At 41.6% G+C, this 19,276-nt stretch carries 25 protein-coding genes; 11 read left to right on the forward strand and 14 right to left on the reverse strand.

Going from position 1 to position 19,276, the window contains the following annotated elements; translation table 11 throughout:
* Position 1 precedes the first annotated feature (1 nt).
* The 10 genes from FJR73_RS05330 to nrdR form a co-directional block, all read right to left on the reverse strand.
* Positions 2-1,033, reverse strand: coding sequence for a 3-deoxy-7-phosphoheptulonate synthase (locus tag FJR73_RS05330; RefSeq protein ID WP_049538788.1), 1,032 nt, complete (start codon positions 1,031-1,033; stop codon positions 2-4).
* Between the two features lie 80 nt (positions 1,034-1,113).
* On the reverse strand, positions 1,114-3,630 hold the full coding sequence (secA, locus tag FJR73_RS05335) for a preprotein translocase subunit SecA (protein ID WP_140833766.1): 2,517 nt from the start codon (positions 3,628-3,630) through the stop codon (positions 1,114-1,116).
* A 145-nt stretch (positions 3,631-3,775) separates the two neighbouring features.
* Complete coding sequence (locus tag FJR73_RS05340; protein WP_061087687.1) at positions 3,776-4,063, reverse strand: hypothetical protein; 288 nt, start codon at positions 4,061-4,063, stop codon at positions 3,776-3,778.
* Between the two features lie 184 nt (positions 4,064-4,247).
* Positions 4,248-4,595, reverse strand: a complete 348-nt coding sequence (locus FJR73_RS10385; protein WP_140833768.1) for a hypothetical protein — start codon at positions 4,593-4,595, stop codon at positions 4,248-4,250.
* Positions 4,596-4,647: 52 nt separating this feature from the next.
* On the reverse strand, positions 4,648-4,995 hold the full coding sequence (locus FJR73_RS10390) for a hypothetical protein (RefSeq protein WP_140833771.1): 348 nt from the start codon (positions 4,993-4,995) through the stop codon (positions 4,648-4,650).
* 86 nt (positions 4,996-5,081) lie between these two features.
* Positions 5,082-6,392, reverse strand: a complete 1,311-nt coding sequence (der, locus tag FJR73_RS05355) for a ribosome biogenesis GTPase Der (protein WP_001207696.1) — start codon at positions 6,390-6,392, stop codon at positions 5,082-5,084.
* A gap of 13 nt (positions 6,393-6,405) precedes the next feature.
* Positions 6,406-7,119 carry an NADPH-dependent oxidoreductase gene (locus tag FJR73_RS05360; protein WP_140833773.1) on the reverse strand — a complete coding sequence of 238 codons (714 nt, stop codon included), beginning with the start codon at positions 7,117-7,119 and terminating at the stop codon, positions 6,406-6,408.
* Positions 7,116-8,012, reverse strand: a complete 897-nt coding sequence (gene dnaI / locus FJR73_RS05365) for a primosomal protein DnaI (RefSeq protein WP_140833776.1) — start codon at positions 8,010-8,012, stop codon at positions 7,116-7,118. The genes FJR73_RS05360 and dnaI overlap by 4 nt, the downstream gene beginning before the upstream one ends.
* Positions 8,013-9,182, reverse strand: a complete 1,170-nt coding sequence (locus FJR73_RS05370; protein WP_140833778.1) for a replication initiation and membrane attachment family protein — start codon at positions 9,180-9,182, stop codon at positions 8,013-8,015. It lies immediately after the preceding gene.
* Positions 9,183-9,656: a transcriptional regulator NrdR gene (gene nrdR, locus FJR73_RS05375; RefSeq protein WP_140833780.1), complete on the reverse strand. Its 474-nt coding sequence runs from the start codon at positions 9,654-9,656 to the stop codon at positions 9,183-9,185.
* Positions 9,657-9,795: 139 nt separating this feature from the next.
* Between nrdR and FJR73_RS05380 the strand changes: the two genes are divergently transcribed.
* From FJR73_RS05380 to FJR73_RS05390, 3 genes are read left to right on the forward strand one after another with little or no spacing between them, the layout of a single operon-like run.
* Entirely contained in the window at positions 9,796-10,161 is a 366-nt protein-coding gene (locus FJR73_RS05380) for a GntR family transcriptional regulator (RefSeq protein ID WP_000119149.1), read from the forward strand.
* 4 nt (positions 10,162-10,165) lie between these two features.
* The gene (locus FJR73_RS05385) at positions 10,166-10,861 is read left to right on the forward strand and encodes an ABC transporter ATP-binding protein (protein ID WP_140833782.1); all 696 of its coding nucleotides are present in this window, start codon (positions 10,166-10,168) and stop codon (positions 10,859-10,861) included.
* A gap of 15 nt (positions 10,862-10,876) precedes the next feature.
* On the forward strand, positions 10,877-11,641 hold the full coding sequence (locus FJR73_RS05390; RefSeq protein ID WP_140833784.1) for a hypothetical protein: 765 nt from the start codon (positions 10,877-10,879) through the stop codon (positions 11,639-11,641).
* 31 nt (positions 11,642-11,672) lie between these two features.
* Here the strand turns inward: FJR73_RS05390 and FJR73_RS05395 are convergent, their stop codons facing one another.
* Both FJR73_RS05395 and FJR73_RS05400 read right to left on the reverse strand, forming a co-directional pair.
* Entirely contained in the window at positions 11,673-12,368 is a 696-nt protein-coding gene (locus FJR73_RS05395; RefSeq protein WP_001288952.1) for an LrgB family protein, read from the reverse strand.
* Positions 12,365-12,739, reverse strand: a complete 375-nt coding sequence (locus FJR73_RS05400; RefSeq protein WP_000781325.1) for a CidA/LrgA family protein — start codon at positions 12,737-12,739, stop codon at positions 12,365-12,367. The genes FJR73_RS05395 and FJR73_RS05400 overlap by 4 nt, the downstream gene beginning before the upstream one ends.
* 281 nt (positions 12,740-13,020) lie before the next feature.
* On the opposite strand from FJR73_RS05400, the gene FJR73_RS05405 reads away from it, so the two are divergent.
* The 7 genes from FJR73_RS05405 to queF all read left to right on the forward strand — a co-directional run bounded on the left by FJR73_RS05405 (position 13,021) and on the right by queF (position 16,570).
* A complete protein-coding gene (locus FJR73_RS05405) occupies positions 13,021-13,401 on the forward strand; it encodes a MarR family winged helix-turn-helix transcriptional regulator (protein ID WP_042750621.1) in 381 nt (126 codons plus the stop codon).
* A 100-nt stretch (positions 13,402-13,501) separates the two neighbouring features.
* Complete coding sequence (locus FJR73_RS05410; protein WP_000570256.1) at positions 13,502-13,723, forward strand: DUF4649 family protein; 222 nt, start codon at positions 13,502-13,504, stop codon at positions 13,721-13,723.
* Between the two features lie 15 nt (positions 13,724-13,738).
* A complete protein-coding gene (gene trxA / locus FJR73_RS05415; RefSeq protein ID WP_001029581.1) occupies positions 13,739-14,053 on the forward strand; it encodes a thioredoxin in 315 nt (104 codons plus the stop codon).
* 201 nt (positions 14,054-14,254) lie between these two features.
* Positions 14,255-14,908 (forward strand): 7-cyano-7-deazaguanine synthase QueC, encoded by a 654-nt coding sequence (gene queC, locus FJR73_RS05420; protein ID WP_033679805.1) that lies wholly within the window; start codon positions 14,255-14,257, stop codon positions 14,906-14,908.
* Positions 14,908-15,351, forward strand: coding sequence for a 6-carboxytetrahydropterin synthase QueD (gene queD / locus FJR73_RS05425; protein ID WP_000464573.1), 444 nt, complete (start codon positions 14,908-14,910; stop codon positions 15,349-15,351). The genes queC and queD overlap by 1 nt, the downstream gene beginning before the upstream one ends.
* Positions 15,344-16,060, forward strand: coding sequence for a 7-carboxy-7-deazaguanine synthase QueE (gene queE, locus FJR73_RS05430; RefSeq protein WP_140833786.1), 717 nt, complete (start codon positions 15,344-15,346; stop codon positions 16,058-16,060). Before queD ends, queE begins: the two co-directional genes overlap by 8 nt.
* Positions 16,061-16,078: 18 nt before the next feature.
* The gene (gene queF / locus FJR73_RS05435) at positions 16,079-16,570 is read left to right on the forward strand and encodes a preQ(1) synthase (protein WP_000082587.1); all 492 of its coding nucleotides are present in this window, start codon (positions 16,079-16,081) and stop codon (positions 16,568-16,570) included.
* Positions 16,571-16,627: 57 nt separating this feature from the next.
* Here the strand turns inward: queF and FJR73_RS05440 are convergent, their stop codons facing one another.
* A complete protein-coding gene (locus FJR73_RS05440; RefSeq protein ID WP_140833789.1) occupies positions 16,628-17,296 on the reverse strand; it encodes an MIP/aquaporin family protein in 669 nt (222 codons plus the stop codon).
* 257 nt (positions 17,297-17,553) lie between these two features.
* Here FJR73_RS05440 and FJR73_RS05445 point away from each other — a divergent pair, with 257 nt between their 5' ends.
* A complete protein-coding gene (locus FJR73_RS05445; protein ID WP_049523928.1) occupies positions 17,554-18,318 on the forward strand; it encodes a (S)-acetoin forming diacetyl reductase in 765 nt (254 codons plus the stop codon).
* A gap of 107 nt (positions 18,319-18,425) precedes the next feature.
* Here the strand turns inward: FJR73_RS05445 and FJR73_RS05450 are convergent, their stop codons facing one another.
* Positions 18,426-19,217: a DUF2785 domain-containing protein gene (locus FJR73_RS05450; RefSeq protein ID WP_140833791.1), complete on the reverse strand. Its 792-nt coding sequence runs from the start codon at positions 19,215-19,217 to the stop codon at positions 18,426-18,428.
* Positions 19,218-19,276 lie beyond the last annotated feature (59 nt).

Here is a 19,276-nt window from a genome sequence, read left to right on the forward strand (position 1 = left end):
CTTATTCTCCTAGCGTTTGATAGATTTCTCTGACAAGGGCTTCCGTATTTTCCCAGCCCAGACAAGGATCTGTGATAGACTTGCCAAATACTTCTGGTTCGTTTTGACGACCATCTTCTAGATAAGACTCAATCATAAAGCCACGAACGTACTGCTTGATTTTTTCATTCCAATCACGATTAATTAAGGTCTGGCGGACAATTCGAATCTGGTCCATGTATTGCTTGCCAGAATTGTCATGATTGGTGTCTACAATGATAAAGGGATTTTCCAAGCCCATTTTCTCATACTGGGCAATGGTATCCATCAAATTATCATAGTAGTAGTTGGGAATATTCTTACCATACTCATTGATTGCTCCACGAAGAATGGCGTGCGAAAGCGGATTCCCAGTTGTTTCCACTTCTTTTCCTAGAAAAAGGAAACTTTGTTTGTTTTGAGCAGCATAAATCCCATTAAACATAACATTGAGATTTCCAGATGTTGGATTTTTAAACCCAGTCGCAAAATCTGCCCCACTTGCCACAAAGCGGTGTTGCTGGTCTTCAACCGAACGGGCACCAACCGCCATGTAAGAAATCAGATCATCCACAAGAGGAAGATTTTCAGGATAAAGCATTTCATCAGCTGTCGTCATACCTGTTTCCGTGATGACACGATAGTGAAGATGGCGAACAGCTTTGATTCCGTTGATAAGACTAGGCGCTTCTGCCGTGTTAGGCTGGTGAATTAATCCCTTATAGCCATCTCCGTTGGTACGAGGTTTGGCAGTATAAACACGCATAACCATAAAGATACGGTCTGCTACTTCTTCTTGTAGGACTGCCAAACGCTTAGCGTACTCAAGAACAGCTTCTTCATTGTCAGATGAGCATGGTCCGATTACCAAGAGAATTCGTTGGTCTTCTCCACGTATAATGGCTTCTAGCTCTTGATCGCGCTGTGATTTTCTCTCCAAAGCTTGGCCTTCTAATTTTGATAAGGCACGAACTTCTTCAATATTAATTTTAGGACTTTTTGCTGTAAATACCATAACTCATCTCCTTATAAAGCAAACGGATACCAGGTAAAAATTTACTTTTCACAAGGTATCCGCCTCTAAACTATCTCATTTTATTGTCTTTTTCCGTGACAGTTTTTAAACTTCTTACCAGAACCACATGGGCAAAGTTCATTCCGTCCAATCTGGCTCAAATCCAAATCTTCTGGCATATTTGCTTGGTGGGCAGCGATATTACGAGTCGCTGTTGTACTGATGATATGGTGTTCTGCTTGTGGTCTTTCTTGTTCATGAATTTGGGCTTTCATCATCAAGCGTGTCACATCAAACTCAATCGAACCAATCATGTCATTAAACATACGGAAACCTTCTGCCTGATACTCAACAACAGGGTTGTTCTGAGCATAGCCACGAAGTCCAACCGCGTTACGCAATTGATCAAGGGCATCGATATGATCTGTCCACTTGTTATCCACCACTCGTAGAATCAAGACTTTTTGGAATTCTTTAACTGCTTCTTCATCGCGTAGTTTTGAAACCTGACTATCGTAAACTTGCAAGGCACGTTGGAAGAGTTCTTCCTTAATAGCCTTATCAGACAAGCCTGACAAGTCTTCAACAGAAATAGAATCTTCAGGAAGCAAGTTGTACTTAGCAAAGTTCAAAATTGCCTCTAGTTTTTCATCTTGTTTGGCACGCGCATGACCATCGACGACACGACCAATCGTGCGTTTGATCATAGAGTGAATTTCAGGTGCCAAGTCACGATCTGCAGTGATAACGTCGTAACGTTGAGCATAGATAATCTCACGTTGTTCACGCATGACATCATCGTATTGAAGGACTTGTTTACGGGTATCGTAGTTATTTCCTTCGACACGTTTTTGTGCTGCTTCAACCTGACGCGTCAACATGCGAGACTCAATGGCCTCTTCAGACATGTTGAGACGTTCAAAAATTCCCTTCAAGCGTTCAGAACCAAAACGTTTCATCAAGTCATCTTCAAGAGATAGGTAGAATTGTGACTCACCTGGATCTCCTTGACGACCTGAACGTCCACGAAGCTGGTTATCGATACGACGGCTTTCATGACGCTCTGTACCAATAACGCAAAGTCCTCCAAGTTCACGAACTCCTTCACCAAGCTTGATGTCGGTACCACGACCGGCCATGTTAGTCGCAATAGTAACAGCACCACGTTGACCAGCATTCATAATGATTTGGGCTTCTTTATAGTGGTTCTTGGCATTCAAGACTTCGTGAGGAACACCAGCCTCGACCAATTTCTTAGAAATGTAATCACTAGTTTCAACCGCTACTGTACCAACCAAGACAGGCTGACCTTTTTGGTAACGAGCCTTAACGTCTTCAACAACCGCTTTAAACTTAGCTTCAATGCTAGCAAAAAGTAGGTCTGGATGGTCAATACGTTGAACAGGACGGTTTGTTGGGATTGGAATAACACGAATGTTGTAAATTTCTCGGAATTCTTCTTCCTCAGTCTTACCTGTACCCGTCATACCAGACAATTTCTTGTACATACGGAAAAGGTTTTGGTAAGTGATTGAGGCAGATGTCTTGGTTTCATCCTGAATTGGCACACCTTCTTTAGCTTCAATGGCTTGGTGCAATCCATCAGAATAACGACGACCTTCCATGGTACGACCTGTAAATTGGTCGACGATCAAAATTTCTTGCTCTTCGCTCACCACATAGTCAATATCGAGAAGCATGATGTAGTTGGCACGAAGGGCGTTATCGATAAAGTGAGTCAGAGCTACGTTTTCGATATCATAGAGATTTTCAAGTTTGAAGTAGCTTTCAGCCTTGTCAATCCCTGAATCAGACAAACCAATAGTCTTAGACTGCACATCGATGATGTAGTCGTCTTTGTCCAAAGATTTTACATAGTGGTCTGCCATGTGGTAAAGCTGACTGGTTTCAACTGCGTTAGCACCTGATACGATCAAAGGTGTACGGGCCTCGTCAATCAAGATTGAGTCAACCTCATCGACCAAGGCATAGTTAAGCGGACGTTGTACCATGTTTTCAGCGCGAACGACCATGTTATCACGAAGGTAGTCAAATCCGATTTCTGAGTTAGTTGAGTAGGTAATGTCACACTCATAGGCTTCTTTTTTCTCCATTGGAGATTTAGCAGCCAAGTTAATCCCTACTGACAAACCAAGCCATGAGTACAATTCACCCATCTCAGTCGCGTCACGTTCTGACAGGTATTCATTGACCGTAACTACGTGAACCCCTTTACCTGAAAGGGCGTTGAGGTATACGGGCATGGTCGCAGTCAAGGTTTTCCCTTCCCCTGTACGCATCTCTGGCACGTCACCATGGTGAAGAACGATTCCCCCCATGACCTGAACCTTATAAGGGAATAGACCTAGGACACGTTTGGCACCCTCACGGACAACCGCAAATGCTTCATAAAGCAATGAATCCAGTGATTCTCCATTTTGATAACGTTCTTTAAATTCAACTGTTTTTGCTTTTAGTTGGTCATCAGTCAAAGCAGCCATTTGGTCTTCGTATTTGAAAACCTTGTCAGCCATCTTTTCCAGACGACGGATTTCTCCTTTATCATTTTCGATAATTGTTTTTAAAATATTAGCCATGTTTTTCCTTACTTTAAATTCCGAATATTTTAGAATGTTCTTTTAATTTTAGCACAATTACTGATTATTTTCAAGGAAGAATCCCCATTTTGAAAAGGAAAAAGAGGCTAGTTTCCAAGCTAACCTCTCTGACTTTTATGATACTTTAATTGCCAAAAATCGGCAAAAGAGCAAATAGGATAAATAGATTAATCCAAAGAGAAAGACAGCAGATGAGTCCAAAAACAAAAAGACTGACTTTCTTGGACAGCAAAGCCATCAAAATCGACAGAATTCCAAAAACTAGTAAAACTTTCTGCATGATTAAGAGATTGATAGATATTCCCAGAACTGGTTTATCCCAAGGAACAAAGAAGAAAGCCAGCCAGATCAGCAGAACTAAACCAATATAGACCTTGGAATAGCGTGTAATAAATGATTTTAGATGTTCCATAAGCCACCTCCTACAAATAGAAAGTAATATAATACTAAATTAAAATCAAAGAGCAAACTAGGAAACTAGCCGTAGGTTGCTCAAAACACAGTTTTGAGGTTGCAGATAGAACTGACGAAGTCAGTTACATATATAATCCAAGACGACGTTGACGTGGTTTAAAGAGATTTTCGAAGAGTATAAATCAATGCCTTCCACCGTTAGACTTCCCTAGTTCCCGTCTCAAGCGAAACATGTTTTTGAAACAGATATAGTCTAACCAGTCACTACCTAGAGATAAGACTATCAAAAGCAACCAAACACCCCAAGCACTAGCATCTGATTCATGATTTAGAACAAAAGGGAAAAATAAGAATGAAAAAATTGTCATATCCAAGCTAAACAGAGCTAAAAGGGAAATATAAATCCAGTAAAAATAGTAGAAGATGGGGAAAATTTTACTGTTTCTGTCAGCATTGTCTATCCAATAGAAAAAATATAAACAAGGAAATAAGAGTATCAAATTAAACCAATTAAACGACAGTTTCATCATCGACACCTCCTCTTTAAAATTGTTTTCTTTAGTTTCGTTCTATTAAATGTTATTACCAATATAAATCAATTCTCCCCGCTTTAGACTTCCCGAGTTCTCGCCTCAAGCGAAGCATTTTTTTGAAACAGAAATAAGTTAACCTATTCAGACCAATAGCTAGCAGAATAAAAAGAAACCAAATGCCCCATAACTTGATATCTGTCAAATTTCTCATGACGATATTGAAAAACAGAACTGAAATAACTGTCCAAGCAAGGCTAAAAAGAGCATAGAGGGGGATGTAAAACCAGTAAAAATAGTAAAAAATTGGGAAAAATTTACTATCTCTATCGGCCTTTTCAATCCAGCTGAAAAAGTAAAACCAGGGAAATAAGATTATCAATTTAAACAAATGTTTCATCACCGGCCCCCTCTCTATTTGATAGCGTTTTCTTCAACTTCATTCTATCAAAAAAATCTGGAAATGTCATTCCAGATTCTACTTTTTTATTTACGTTTTCTTGCGATGAGATGAATCGGTGTTCCTTCAAAGACAAAGGCCTTGCGAATTTGATTTTCCAAGAAACGTAGGTAAGAAAAGTGCATAAGTTCTTCTTCATTGACAAAGATGACAAAGGTTGGTGGTTTTGTTGCCACTTGGGTCGCATAGAAAATCTTAAGACGTTTTCCTTTGTCTGTCGGTGTTGGATTGATGGCAATGGCATCCATAATAACATCGTTCAAGACAGCTGATGGAATACGTGTATTTTGACTTTCACTGATTTGCTTAATCATCTCAGGAAGTTTGTGGAGACGTTGCTTGGTCAAAGCTGATACAAAGATAATCGGTGCGTAAGGCAGGTATTGGAACTGCTCACGAATATCTTCTTCCCAGTTTTTCATAGTGTGGTTGTCTTTTTCAAGCGTATCCCACTTGTTGACTACGATAATCATCCCTTTACCAGCTTCATGGGCAAATCCTGCGATACGCTTGTCGTATTCACGAATACCCTCTTCCGCATTGATGACCATTAAGACCACATCTGAACGGTCAATAGCACGCATGGCACGCATGACAGAGTATTTCTCGGTATTTTCATAAACCTTACCAGACTTACGCATACCAGCCGTATCAATCATGGTAAACTCTTGACCATCTGTATCTGTAAAGTGGGTATCAATGGCGTCACGCGTTGTTCCAGCAACAGGACTAGCAATGACACGGTCTTCCCCCAAGATAGCGTTAATCAAGCTTGATTTTCCGACGTTGGGACGACCAATCAAGCTAAACTTAATCACATCTGGATTTTCTTCTTCATATTCATTTGGAAGATTTTCTACGATGGCATCTAGCACATCTCCTGTACCGATACCATGAACAGATGAGATAGGCAGTGGTTCGCCCAAACCGAGGGCATAAAAATCATAGATATCATTTCGCATCTCAGGGTTGTCCACCTTGTTAACCGCGAGGATAACTGGTTTGTGGGTCTTATAAAGCTTACGAGCTACGTATTCGTCTGCATCGGTAATTCCTTCCTTACCGGACACGACAAAGACGATAACATCGGCTTCTTCCATGGCAATTTCTGCCTGGTGCTTGATTTGTTCCATGAAAGGAGCATCGACATCATCGATTCCTCCTGTATCAATCATGCTAAAAGAGCGATTGAGCCACTCACCCGTCGCATAGATACGGTCACGTGTCACTCCTTCGACATCTTCTACAATGGAGATTCGCTCACCAGCGATCCGATTAAATAGGGTTGATTTCCCAACATTGGGACGTCCTACAATGGCAATAGTTGGTAGGGCCATAATTTCTCACTTTCTACAATAACTTCTTCTGTTCAAGATTTTTTCTAGTTGAGCTTGGTTCAGCTTGACCAAACTGTTCTGCTAGGCGCTGACTCCAGCTTGTGGTCGCACGCGCCCCAGCATAGTCAGCCTGTACACGGTCATAAGCCTCAATCACATCAACTGTTTGTTCCTGATATTCTTCCTCAAACACCACTTGATTCAATGGCAAGCGAGGTTTGACTTCATGTTCTTCATTTGGTATTCCTAGTGCCATCCCAAAGACAGGATAGGTGTAGTCAGGCAGGTTAAAGAGCTCTGCTACTTCTTCTGACTTGTAACGCACCAAGCCAATAATGACACCACCATAGCCCAAGCTTTCAGCTGCCAGCAAGGCATTTTGACCAGCAAGAGCTGCATCGACCGAACTAATCAAGAGACCTTCTACACCTTGAGGTTGGAATGAATCAGTATGAAGCTGGGCTCCCTTTTCTGCTCGGTTCAAATCTCCGACAAAGAGAAGGAAAACAGCTGACTGGCGAATGGCTTCTTGAGGCACCAATTCATACAAGGCATCTTTCTTTTCTTGACTTCGTACCACAATCACAGAGTAGGATTGGAAATTCTTCCAAGACGAGGCAATTTGGGCTGCTGTCAGGATTTCAGTCAAGTCTTCCTGAGAAATGCCTTGATCCTTAAATCTTCGAACAGATTTATGAGCTTTCATCAGTTTAATCGTTTCTGTCATCGACGGTTAACTCCTTCTAAACGAGTCTCCTCAACCAAATAACGGATGCGTTCCATGACGCGTCTGGCTTCCCAGGTTTCGTCATTTCCATGCTTCCCTTTAGCGAAATGCAGCTCCAAATCTTCAAAGTTGAAGTTGGAGGTGAAAAAGGTCGGTAAATTTTCCTGCATCCGATATTGGAGAATAACCTGCAGGATTTCGTCACGCACCCAAGCTGTTGATTGCTCGGCACCAATATCATCTAAAATCAGGACTTCAGACAGTTTAATCTCATCCACCAAGGTCTTGACATTACCATCACCGATAGCATTTTTGACATCCATGACAAAGCTAGGATAGTGGAGGAGAGTTGATGAAACACCACGTTTTTCTGATAAATCATGGGCTAAGGCAGCCACCATGAAACTTTTACCCACACCAAAGTCTCCATATAGGTAAAGACCTTTTCGAATAGCTGGATATTGCTCCACGAAGGCTAATAGCTTTTCAAAAACTGGCAAGCGTCCTAAATCATCCAAATCAACTTGAGCCAAACTAGCTTTCTTGAGACTGGCTGGTAGATTGATTAACTTGAGACGATTCTTAATAGCCGCTTCTTTTTCCGCTGCGATTAGTTCAGGAGTTTCTTCATAAGAAACGTCCGCATAGCCATGATTCATAACCAAAATAGGCTTGTAGCCTTTGGCAATATAATCCGTATCACCACGAAGAAACTTGTCGCGCTCGGTGATGTACTGATTAAACTTGGAGATACTGCGATTTAATTCCTCTGGAGTCAAGGATTCTTGCTGGATAAAGGCCGCAACATCAGGGTCCTTCATGATTTTCTGGACCAAGTCTTGATAATGAAAACGGCTAGGTTGACGTTTGAGTACGTCTCCGACACTTTCCATCTAATCTCCTCCTTTTTCTAATCGAGCTAATAGTTCTTGTTTCTTACGTTCTAGTTCCAGACGAGTTTCCTCGCTGGTTTCATTCTTATAATCTGGATTACTCCACTTGGGTACATTGGACTTGGTAGAACTGGGTTTACTGCTTTTTTGAGCCTGACTTTTCTGCCCTCGCTCACGGATCCGAAGAACTGCCTCTTCTGCCGAATGAATTTTTTGATAGGCATAGTCATTGGCCACCTTCATGGCATATTTCTCATTGATGTTTGCAGAATCCACCTTATTAAAGGTTAATAAGAGAATAATATTGATGACTTCGTCCAGCAAGCCCAAGCCAGCCATCTGTTGCAAGAGGTCTCTTTCTGTTTGGGTAATGGTTCCCTTGCGTGTTTGCTTGATTTCTGCCAAGAACTGCAGGGCAGTTTTACTTTTGGCTTCTTTGATAATGGTTGCTTCCTTAGGACTAAAGTCAGAGGAAACAGGTTTTTGAGCAATTTTTTCACGCATGCGTTTGGTTGAAATAACCTGGGAAACAGCTGTTGACTTGGCCAATTGATAAGTTTCAAACCAAGTCCATTTCTTCTCCTCAGCAATAGCAAAGAGGTTTAAGACATCGGACTGCTCATCCGCAAAACGAAGCCCATCTCGAGACATAAGCTGACGAAAATGGTCCAAGTCAAAATCGTTGGCCACTTTCTTCTTGAGACCAAGGTCTTCTTGACTTCCCAGTTCTGCCAAGTCTGGAAAGACTTGATTGAGTGAGACAGGTATTTCTTCTCCCTCAGCACTCTCAACTTTCAAATCCTCCACAGCTGCATCACCAATCTTCTTCTCCAAAAGTCTGCGATAAACAGGATGCTCCAAGAAGTCCTGACTAGATAGAGGAGCATGGATAACTATCTGATAGGTATCACCCTTTTGATAGAGGGTCAAGAGATTAAAAGCAGATAGAATTTTCAGGGATTTTATCAGTCTATCCATCCCAAAGTTGAGATGGTTGAGAATACTTGAAAAAAGATATTCCTTTCTGCCATTATCCCAAAAACTAATGGTATAAAGATAAAGGCTCAGTGCCTCCTGACCGATAATCGGGAGGTAGCACTGTACCAGAGATGAGGTATCTTGCGACACCCGATTATTCTTTAGATAAGAAAAACGGTCAATTGGCTTCATTTATCTTTCCTTTTTCTTTTTAGAGGACTGGGTGATTTGTTTGAGCAGACTCTCTAACTCACTTACATCCTTAAAACTACGATAGACACTGGCAAAACGTACATAAGTAATCTCATCCAACTCAGCCAACTCCTCCATGACGAGTGAACCAATGTCCTCACTTTGAATTTCATTTTCATTTCGACCACGGAGTTTCTGTTCGATACGATTGACTACCATGTTGATTTCATCACTTGACACAGGACGTTTCTGGGCTGAGCGGATAATTCCATTAAAGATTTTATCTCTGGAGAATTGTTCCCGTGTGCCATCTTTTTTAACAACCACTAAGGTTCTTTCTTCTACTCGTTCGTAGGTTGTAAAACGGTGCTGGCATTCATCGCACTCACGTCTTCTACGAATAGTGTTCCCTTCTTCTGCTTGGCGACTATCGATAACACTTGACTTGGTAGCCCCACATTTTGGACAACGCATCCTTTCCCTCCTTATCGTTTTCTTTTCATTATACCATTTTTTAAGCGATTCCCAAAACAATTCTTCTTTTTGCTTGACAAGTTTTTTGTTTTGTTGTATTATTTAATTAAGACAAAAGGATAGGAGAAAGGAGACCAAGATGTCCTGGACATTTGACAACAAAAAACCCATCTATTTACAGATTATGGAGAAAATCAAGCTTCAGATTGTTTCCCATACACTGGAACCCAATCAACAACTTCCAACCGTACGAGAGCTAGCTAGCGAGGCAGGTGTCAATCCAAACACCATCCAAAGAGCCTTGTCAGACCTTGAACGAGAAGGATTTGTTTACAGCAAGCGCACAACTGGACGATTTGTGACTGAGGATAAGGAGCTAATCGCCCAATCGCGTAAACAATTATCAGAAGAAGAATTGGAACACTTCGTTTCCTCCATGACCCATTTTGGCTATGAAAAAGAAGAACTACCAGGCGTAGTCGGCGATTATATTAAAGGAGTTTAAGCCTATGTCATTACTAGCATTTGAAAATGTATCCAAATCTTATGGAGCAACACCAGCCCTTGAAAATGTTTCTCTTGACATCCCAGCTGGAAAAATTGTTGGTCTCCTTGGGCCAAACGGCTCAGGGAAAACAACCCTGATTAAACTAATCAATGGCCTCTTGCAACCAGATCAAGGACGTGTCCTCATCAACGACATGGACCCAAGCCCAGCAACCAAGGCTATCGTGGCTTATTTGCCGGATACGACCTATCTCAATGAGCAAATGAAGGTCAAAGAAGCCCTAACCTACTTCAAGACCTTCTATAAAGATTTCAATCTTGAACGCGCCCATCATCTACTTGCAGACCTAGGCATTGATGAAAACAGTCGTCTCAAGAAACTATCAAAAGGAAACAAGGAAAAGGTACAACTGATTTTGGTTATGAGCCGTGATGCTCGTCTCTACGTTTTAGACGAACCCATTGGTGGGGTGGATCCAGCAGCCCGTGAGTATATTCTCAATACCATTATCAACAACTACTCCCCAACTTCTACCGTTTTGATTTCTACCCACTTAATTTCTGATATCGAGCCAATCTTGGATGAAATTGTCTTCCTCAAAGATGGAAAAGTCATCCGTCAAGGCAATGTAGATGATATTCGCTATGAATCTGGTGAATCCATTGACCAACTCTTCCGTCAGGAATTTAAGGCCTAAGCAAAGGAGATTATTATGTTTTGGAATTTAGTCCGCTACGAATTTAAAAATGTTAACAAGTGGTATTTAGCCCTCTACGCTGCCGTGCTCATCCTTTCTGCCCTTATCGGGATACAAGCACAATCCTTAATCAAACTACCTGAAAAAAATCTATCTGTTCTACTTGTTTTTCTAGCTACTGTCTTTGGTGGTTTGATGATTACACTTGCGATTTCAACTATCTTCTTGATTATTAAACGATTCAAAGGAAGTGTCTATGACCGACAAGGCTATCTGACTTTGACCTTGCCAGTTTCTGAACACCATATCATCACTGCTAAATTAGTCGGTGCCTTTATTTGGTCTATTGTCAGCACTGCTGTACTAGCTCTAAGTGCTTTTATTGTTCTGACTCTAACGGCTCCAGATTGGTTTGCAACTTCTGACTTGATACCATTTATAAGAACACACCTTCCTCAACTCTCTCTTATGGGGGTATCCTTCCTACTAAATACCATTTCTGGAATCCTCTGTATCTACTTGGCTATTTCCATTGGACAGCTTTTCAATGAATACCGTACCGCACTGTCAATTGTAGCCTACATTGGTATCCAAATTGTCGTTGGCTTTATTGAACTCTTCTATCGTTCTAACCCTGGCTTTTACTTCCCATCAACCTCAGGAGGAGCTGATCAGTTCCAGATGGGCATTATCATGACTATTCTGGAAGAAGTTATTCTTATAGCCATCTACTATCTAGGAACTTATCACATCTTGAGAAACAAGGTTAATTTGCAATAAAAAATGCCCAGCTAAACAGCTGGGTTTTGATTTAACTCAATATCAAACTGGCTACAATAGGGCTGACAAAGACATAGAGAATACCGGTAACACCGATAGCCAAACCACCCATAGCTCCTGCTACAGAGCCGTATCGAAAGGCTGTTCCCGTTCCGACAGCATGGCCTGTCCCTCCAAGGGAAAGACCAACAGCTACTGGATCATCTATTTTCAACCACTTCAAAAGGGTTGGGCCGATAACACTGGTTAAAATCCCAGTTGCCACTACAACCACCAAAGTCACGGTCGTCAAGCCTTGCAATTTTTCTGTAATTCCTACTGCCATGGCGGTTGTTACTGACTTAGGAAAGAGTGAAATGGCTAGGAAAAAGTCCATGCCAAAAATCTTAGCTACAAGGGCCGTGAAAGAGGTATTGACAACTACTGCTAGCAGACTACCAAAGAGAATACTCCGAGCATGGTGCTTCATCAAGTGAAAACTCTTATAAAGCGGAATCCCTAGAGCCACGGTCGATGGGACAATCAAGTTGTTCAAATAAACCCCACCTTGGTAGTAATCTTGGTAAGAAATACCCGTCACCTTTAGAAAGATGATAATGAAAACAGCTGACAAAAGCAAGGGCGTTGTCAATGGATGTGGAAAACGTCTGTAAATCAGCATTCCCACTAGGTAAGCTAGGATAGACAGGGCAAGCCCAAACAGGGGATTGGAAACAAATTCACTCATTTGGCATCTCCTTTCTCATAATCTCCCTCAAACCGTCTCTTGATAAACTGAACCACCAAAGCAATGAGGATAATATTGATAACAGCTGCGAAAAAGACAATCAAAACAATTGGCAAAAGATAGGGAGCAATCACATCAAACTTCTCCATAATTCCCACTGCTGGCGGCAAAAAGAGAATGGTCATATTGGCCAGCAAGAAATTCCCAACCATGTTGACATGCCTGGTTCTCAACCACTTGAATTGCAGGGCTAGAAAAAGAATAATCAAACCGATAATACTGCCTGGGATAGGCAAATGAAAGAAACTGGAAATCCCCTCTCCGATTAGAGAAATCACAAAGAGAATCATTAATTGAACATATAATTTCATCCTAAACTCCACGAAATAGACTTCTGCATACCAGTTTACTCTTTTTTCAGAAAATTTCAAGGAAATGCACAAGAGTCATTAAAAATTAGAGAAGAAAGGGGATACAAACAATTCTTGACTTGTAAAAATTGGCTTGATTTAGGATAAAAGATGCCTGCGTCCTTCTTGCCAGCTTTCTTGAAAAGTAGTATAATTATTGCATGCGCAATCATCTTGTGATGCAGAGATTGTCCGTTAATGGACTTTCTTCTATTGACAACTCTAAAAAGAAAGGAGAAAATATGACCTACTTGGAAAAATGGTTTGACTTTAATCGTCGTCAGAAAGAAATTGAAAGTCTCTTAGAAGAGACTATTGCCCAGCAGAGCGAGCAAAGTCTGACCTTGAAAGAGTTCTACCTCCTCTACTATCTGGACTTGGCTCAAGAAAAATCTCTACGCCAGATTGACCTGCCAGATAAACTTCATCTGAGTCCGAGTGCTGTTTCTCGGATGGTGGCTCGCTTGGAAGCTAAAAATTGCGGTCTGCTTAGTCGCATGTGTTGTGATCAAGATAGACGCTCTAGCTTTATCTGCCTGACAAGTGATGGGCAAAAAACACTAGCCACACTACAAAAGGCTGTCGAAGAAAGCTTGGAAACTGGTTTGGATTTCTTGATTTAAGATGATTTTTTAAGAAAAGTTGCGTGCGCAATCATTTTTCTTGACATTCTCTTTTACAAGGAGTAAAATAAAGTCATCATTAAACAAAGGAGTTTTTAAAATGATTGAAATTACCTATCTAGATGCCAGCAAGAACGAAAGAACTGTGACTTTCGAGTCTTATGAAGACTTTGATCGTTCACAACAAGCTTGCCTTATCGGCGTCGCAGACTACTACCCTGTCCAAAAATTAACCTACAACGGTCATGATTTGGACTACCATGGGACTTATGGAGATGTCTTCTTCTATCTCATGAAACAAGATTTAAGCCAATATAACTAAAAAAGGAGAAATACAATGGCAAAAGCAATTACAGATGCAACATTCGAACAAGAAACAAAAGACGGTTTGGTCTTGGTAGACTTCTGGGCAACTTGGTGTGGTCCATGTCGTATGCAAGGTCCAATCTTGGATAAATTGTCTGAAGAACTTTCAGAAGATGTCTTGAAAATCGTTAAAATGGACGTTGATGAAAATCCAAACACAGCTCGTGCTTTTGGAATCATGTCTATCCCAACTCTTCTCTTCAAAAAAGACGGCCAAGTTGTGAAACAAGTTGCTGGTGTACACACAGCAGAACAGATCAAGGCCATCGTTGCTGAATTGAGCTAATCACACTAGAGACCAAATACTTTCTTTGGTCTCTTTTTTCTTGCCCTTTGCCTTTTTTCAAAAAATATGCTAGACTGTAGGTAGAATATTACGATGTTTGGGACATGCCATCGCTAAAAAAAACCTCTACTTGGTATTTTTTAGCTCCCTCAAGGGAGCTTTTTGCGTGCTCTGAACATTTCCCATTTTGGAAGGAGTACTATGAAACGTCAATCTGCCTTGGTCGTCTTTAGTGGCGGTCAAGATTCTACAACCTGCCTCTTTTGGGCTAAAGAACACTATGAAACGGTCGAAGCCGTTACCTTTGCCTACGGTCAGCGTCATCATCTCGAAATTCAAGTTGCTAGAGAAATCGCTAAGGAACAGGGTATCCATCACCATATCCTCGATATGTCTCTACTGGGACAAATCACTGAAAATGCCCTGACTTCTGATCTGGAGATTGAGCAAAAAGAGGGAGAGGTTCCCAATACCTTCGTTGATGGTCGCAACCACCTCTTTCTGTCCTTTGCGGCAGTCCTTGCTAAGCAACGGGGCATTAAAGATATCGTGACAGGTGTCTGCGAGACAGACTTCTCAGGCTACCCCGATTGTCGAGATGTCTTTGTCAAATCTCTCAATGTTACTCTCAACCTGGCCATGGATTACAACTTCGTTATCCAAACGCCTCTCATGTGGCTAGACAAGGCTGAAACTTGGGAATTAGCCGACCAACTCGGTGCCTTTGACTATGTTCGTGAAAAGACCTTAACCTGCTACAACGGGATTATCGGAAGTGGTTGCGGAGATTGCCCAGCCTGCCACCTACGTCAACATGGTCTAGATGTTTATCTCTCACAGAAAGGAGAGGACTAATGTTTTTTGCACCCAAAGAAATCAAACAGGAAACTGGGGAGTCTCTTGTCTACAATCCTCACAGAACCTTGGTATCAAAAGAATTTACCTTTGATGCTGCCCACCACCTCTTTCACTATGAGGGAAAATGCAAATCCCTTCATGGTCACACCTATCATCTGCAGATTGCTGTCAGTGGTTTTTTAGATGAACGTGGCATGACCTACGATTTTGGAGATATCAAAGCCATCTACAAGAACTATTTAGAGCCCCACTTGGATCATCGCTATCTCAATGAAACCCTGCCCTATATGAACACGACTGCTGAAAATATGGTTTACTGGATTTTCCAAACCATGAACCAAGAGTTGCCAGACGAGCGTGGTCTCCGTTTGGAATACGTTCGCCTCTATGAGACTCCGACTGCCTTTGCGGAGTTTAGACGGGAGTGGTTAGATGACTAGGGAACGTGTCCTCAAACTACCAGTTCTGGAAATTTTCGGCCCAACCTTTCAAGGCGAAGGCCGTGCAATCGGGCAGAAAACCATGTTTGTCCGCACTGCTGGTTGCGACTACCACTGCGACTGGTGCGATTCTGCCTTTACTTGGGATGGTTCTGAAAAACCAACTCGTATGACATCTGACGAGGTCATTGCTGAGTTGGATAAATTAGGGAGCTATGACTATGTAACCCTATCTGGGGGAAATCCTGCTATCCTAGCAGCCAACATGGCCGAATTGGTCACCAAACTCAAGGAACGTGGTGTCACTCTGGCTGTTGAAACTCAAGGCTCTCGCTGGCAAAATTGGTTGAAAGACATCGACCAAGTCACCCTGAGTCCCAAACCTCCTTCATCCAAGATGGAAGTCAACTTTGAGACCTTGGACTTTATCGTTTCCCAATTGGACCCAGACAAGGTTACCTTTAAAATTCCTGTCTTTGATGATGCAGATTTGGCCTTTGCCAGAGGAATACAAGAACGCTACCAACCAGATGTTCTCTTTTTATCAGCAGGAAATCCTGAGCCCAAGGCTACGGGTAATATTGTCCAAGACCAATTGGACCGTCTCAAAGAACTCTGGGAACGTATCGCTGCCGACGATAGCTGGGGCAATGTCCGCGTCCTTCCTCAACTCCATACCCTCCTCTACCACAACCAACGTGGTGTTTAAGATTAGAAAGAAAAAATCATGTCACAACAAGAAGAAATGAAAAACCTTAGCCTACTAGGCAACAAAGAAACCAACTACATTTTCGAGTATCAACCAGAAGTCCTGGAATCCTTTGACAATCGTCATGTGGAGAATGACTATTTCATCAAATTTAACTGTCCTGAATTTACCTCACTGTGTCCAATCACTGCTCAACCAGACTTTGCGACGATTTATATTTCCTACATTCCTGACAAGCTCTGTGTCGAGTCAAAATCCCTCAAGCTCTACCTCTTTAGCTACCGAAACCACGGAGATTTCCACGAAAACTGTATCAACACCATCGGGAAAGACTTGGTCAACTTGCTAGACCCTCGCTATTTAGAAGTCTGGGGAAAATTCACTCCACGCGGTGGCATCTCAATCGACCCCTACTACAACTACGGTAAACCTGGAACTAAGTATGAAGGCTTGGCAGAACAACGCCTCTTCCAACACGACCTTTATCCAGAGAAAATTGACAACCGTTAAACTCATACGAAAAAGCCCTGTTCCTCAAAATGAGGAGCAAGGCTTTTTGAGTTTCAATTATTCTTCTGTTCCAAGGAAGTTTTTCGCAACAAGAGCTGCAAGAACTCCACCAACGATTGGCGCAAGGATGAAAATCCAAACTTGTTGAAGGGCTACGCCACCTACCAAGACAGCTGGGGCCAAGCTACGAGCTGGGTTTACTGAAAGCCCAGTAATGTTCAAGCCCACAAGAATCATCGCCATCAATGACAAACCGATTACCAGACCAGCAATCGCGCCATTTCCCTTGCTTTCTGAAGTCACGGTCATGATAACCAAAACAAACAAGAAAGTTGCGATGACTTCAAACAAGAAACCACCAAAGACAGTGACACCGTTTGCCAAGGCATTTTCACCAAGACTAGCAGTTGACATGCCTGAGTTAGACAAGAGGAAGAATACCGCAGCTGACGCAAGGAAAGCTCCAACTACTTGTCCAAGGATGTAGTTGACAAGTTCTGAAGATGACAAACGTTTGTTTACAAACATAGCAATCGAAACCGCTGGGTTCAAGTGAGCACCTGAAATAGTTCCGATTGAGTAGGCTGCAACCACGATTGCCAAACCAAAAGCAAAGGCGATTCCAAGGTGTCCAAGGCCTTCAAGACCATTTCCAAAAACAACAGCTCCTGTCCCAACGAACACAAGCATGAACGTACCGATTAACTCAGCTACAAATTTTTTCATTTTCTTTCTCCTTTTTTCAAAAACTAGATACTAGTCTATCAAAAGAGGGAAAGGGTTTCAAGAAAATTGTTTGGAAATTTTCAGGACAAAATTCTATAAAAACGGTAGTGTTTATTTGAAACATTTTTTTCAAAGGTGTATACTAATAGCGTAGTTTTGATAGGGTTTACAAAACCCATTATCGAAGCTTATTTGTAAACCTTTGCTGTTCTTTTATGAACGTTTGAATGGTATCGTGGATACCAAGGAGGAATCATATGTCTAAAGTTGCTATTGTCACAGGTGCAGGTCAAGGAATCGGTTTTGCAATCGCAAAACGATTGGTTCAAGATGGCTTTAAGGTAGGAGTCTTAGACTACAATCCTGAAACAGCTGAAAAAGCTGTTGCCGAATTATCAGCTAAAAATGCCTTTGCTGTCGTGGCCGATGTTTCGAAACAGGCCGAAGTTGCACAAGCATTTCAAAAGGTTGTTGACCATTTTGGTGATTTAAATGTTGTCGTAAATAACGCTGGTGTTGCTCCAACTACTCCTCTTGATACAATTACTGAGGAACAATTTACACGCACTTTCGGTATCAACGTTGGTGGTGTCATTTGGGGTTCACAAGCTGCACAAGCGCAATTTAAAGCACTTGGCCACGGAGGTAAAATTATCAACGCAACCTCTCAAGCTGGTGTAGTCGGTAACCCAAATCTAACTGTTTATGGTGGAACAAAATTTGCTGTTCGAGGAATTACGCAAACATTAGCACGTGATCTAGCAGACTCAGGCATCACTGTTAACGCCTACGCACCAGGTATTGTGAAAACACCAATGATGTACGACATCGCTCATGAAGTTGGTAAAAATGCAGGAAAAGATGACGAGTGGGGTATGCAGACATTTGCAAAAGATATTACTCTAAAACGTCTATCTGAACCAGAAGATGTGGCTGCTGCCGTCAGCTTCCTTGCAGGACCAGATTCAAACTACATTACAGGACAAACCATTATCGTTGATGGTGGTATGCAATTCCATTAAGATACACAAAAAGAGGTTGGAAAATGATTCAACCTCTTTTATTAGTTTTCATTATTAGTCAGGAGGATACAATAGAAACTCTTTCAATAAGTAATATTAGCTTATCCCTAGTATTGAAAAGACTGGATAGCTTCTTTCAAGTCATCTTGTAAACTATTTCTCTGGTCAAGTTGGACATAGACTTCCAACATACAGGATCTGAAGTTGGAAAATTTATAAAAATCTTCCCTTTCTTCTATCGGAAAGTCAACAGTTTTTATCCAAGAAGCTACTTTCTCTTGCTCCAACTTCCCTTGTAAAATAGGTTCATAGATCACTCTTGCTAAACGCCAATCTTCATCATCTGTAAAACGAATGGTAATTCTTTTAAATAATTGACCAAGTATGTCAAATACTTCATGGACTCTGTTTTTAGGAAAGTCTGGATGACAAACCACCTCTGTCAGTAAATCGGCTCCATGTGCAAAAGCATGAACCCAACCATACTGACTTGAAAAACCCCTTGTATCCTTTTCTTTTGAAAGATAATACAAACCTTGATTTAAAAGGACATTGCGAATTTCTCCTTTTAATCCCTGATAAAAACCCGATTGCTGGTTAGCATCTGCAGACAAGAGATTTGCATAAACAAGTGCCCTAAAAGAACGTTCAAGGGTTGACAAGCCTACCTTATCAATCTCTTTATCTAGTCCTCCATCAGCTGAGACCACCTCAGCAATGAACTGAAATTGTTCCTGTGTAAATAGCTCTTCCTGAATTCCTCTAGCAAAGCTTGTAAAAACAAGGTCATCGCGAATTTCTGGAGAAGGATCTCCCAAATGGTCAAGCAACCACTGGATTTCTTCATCATGATAACTTGGTTTTTCTTCTGCTATTTCTCTAAGTAACTCTTGATACATGGGCAATACCTCTACATTTCTAGCAACTGTTCAAAAAGCCAGCCCAAGATAACTTTCTA

The sequence above is a fragment of the Streptococcus sp. D2 genome (genome assembly GCF_006385825.1).
GTDB classification, from domain to species: domain Bacteria; phylum Bacillota; class Bacilli; order Lactobacillales; family Streptococcaceae; genus Streptococcus; species Streptococcus shenyangsis.

Bases quoted from the DNA above. Each gene is read 5' to 3' on its own strand.
- FJR73_RS05330 (WP_049538788.1), bottom strand. From the start codon at position 1,033: ATGGTATTTACAGCAAAAAGTCCTAAAATTAATATTGAAGAAGTTCGT.
- secA (WP_140833766.1), bottom strand. From the start codon at position 3,630: ATGGCTAATATTTTAAAAACAATTATCGAAAATGATAAAGGAGAAATC.
- FJR73_RS05340 (WP_061087687.1), bottom strand. From the start codon at position 4,063: ATGGAACATCTAAAATCATTTATTACACGCTATTCCAAGGTCTATATT.
- FJR73_RS10385 (WP_140833768.1), bottom strand. From the start codon at position 4,595: ATGATGAAACTGTCGTTTAATTGGTTTAATTTGATACTCTTATTTCCT.
- FJR73_RS10390 (WP_140833771.1), bottom strand. From the start codon at position 4,995: ATGAAACATTTGTTTAAATTGATAATCTTATTTCCCTGGTTTTACTTT.
- der (WP_001207696.1), bottom strand. From the start codon at position 6,392: ATGGCCCTACCAACTATTGCCATTGTAGGACGTCCCAATGTTGGGAAA.
- FJR73_RS05360 (WP_140833773.1), bottom strand. From the start codon at position 7,119: ATGACAGAAACGATTAAACTGATGAAAGCTCATAAATCTGTTCGAAGA.
- dnaI (WP_140833776.1), bottom strand. From the start codon at position 8,012: ATGGAAAGTGTCGGAGACGTACTCAAACGTCAACCTAGCCGTTTTCAT.
- FJR73_RS05370 (WP_140833778.1), bottom strand. From the start codon at position 9,182: ATGAAGCCAATTGACCGTTTTTCTTATCTAAAGAATAATCGGGTGTCG.
- nrdR (WP_140833780.1), bottom strand. From the start codon at position 9,656: ATGCGTTGTCCAAAATGTGGGGCTACCAAGTCAAGTGTTATCGATAGT.
- FJR73_RS05380 (WP_000119149.1), top strand. From the start codon at position 9,796: ATGTCCTGGACATTTGACAACAAAAAACCCATCTATTTACAGATTATG.
- FJR73_RS05385 (WP_140833782.1), top strand. From the start codon at position 10,166: ATGTCATTACTAGCATTTGAAAATGTATCCAAATCTTATGGAGCAACA.
- FJR73_RS05390 (WP_140833784.1), top strand. From the start codon at position 10,877: ATGTTTTGGAATTTAGTCCGCTACGAATTTAAAAATGTTAACAAGTGG.
- FJR73_RS05395 (WP_001288952.1), bottom strand. From the start codon at position 12,368: ATGAGTGAATTTGTTTCCAATCCCCTGTTTGGGCTTGCCCTGTCTATC.
- FJR73_RS05400 (WP_000781325.1), bottom strand. From the start codon at position 12,739: ATGAAATTATATGTTCAATTAATGATTCTCTTTGTGATTTCTCTAATC.
- FJR73_RS05405 (WP_042750621.1), top strand. From the start codon at position 13,021: ATGACCTACTTGGAAAAATGGTTTGACTTTAATCGTCGTCAGAAAGAA.
- FJR73_RS05410 (WP_000570256.1), top strand. From the start codon at position 13,502: ATGATTGAAATTACCTATCTAGATGCCAGCAAGAACGAAAGAACTGTG.
- trxA (WP_001029581.1), top strand. From the start codon at position 13,739: ATGGCAAAAGCAATTACAGATGCAACATTCGAACAAGAAACAAAAGAC.
- queC (WP_033679805.1), top strand. From the start codon at position 14,255: ATGAAACGTCAATCTGCCTTGGTCGTCTTTAGTGGCGGTCAAGATTCT.
- queD (WP_000464573.1), top strand. From the start codon at position 14,908: ATGTTTTTTGCACCCAAAGAAATCAAACAGGAAACTGGGGAGTCTCTT.
- queE (WP_140833786.1), top strand. From the start codon at position 15,344: ATGACTAGGGAACGTGTCCTCAAACTACCAGTTCTGGAAATTTTCGGC.
- queF (WP_000082587.1), top strand. From the start codon at position 16,079: ATGTCACAACAAGAAGAAATGAAAAACCTTAGCCTACTAGGCAACAAA.
- FJR73_RS05440 (WP_140833789.1), bottom strand. From the start codon at position 17,296: ATGAAAAAATTTGTAGCTGAGTTAATCGGTACGTTCATGCTTGTGTTC.
- FJR73_RS05445 (WP_049523928.1), top strand. From the start codon at position 17,554: ATGTCTAAAGTTGCTATTGTCACAGGTGCAGGTCAAGGAATCGGTTTT.
- FJR73_RS05450 (WP_140833791.1), bottom strand. From the start codon at position 19,217: ATGTATCAAGAGTTACTTAGAGAAATAGCAGAAGAAAAACCAAGTTAT.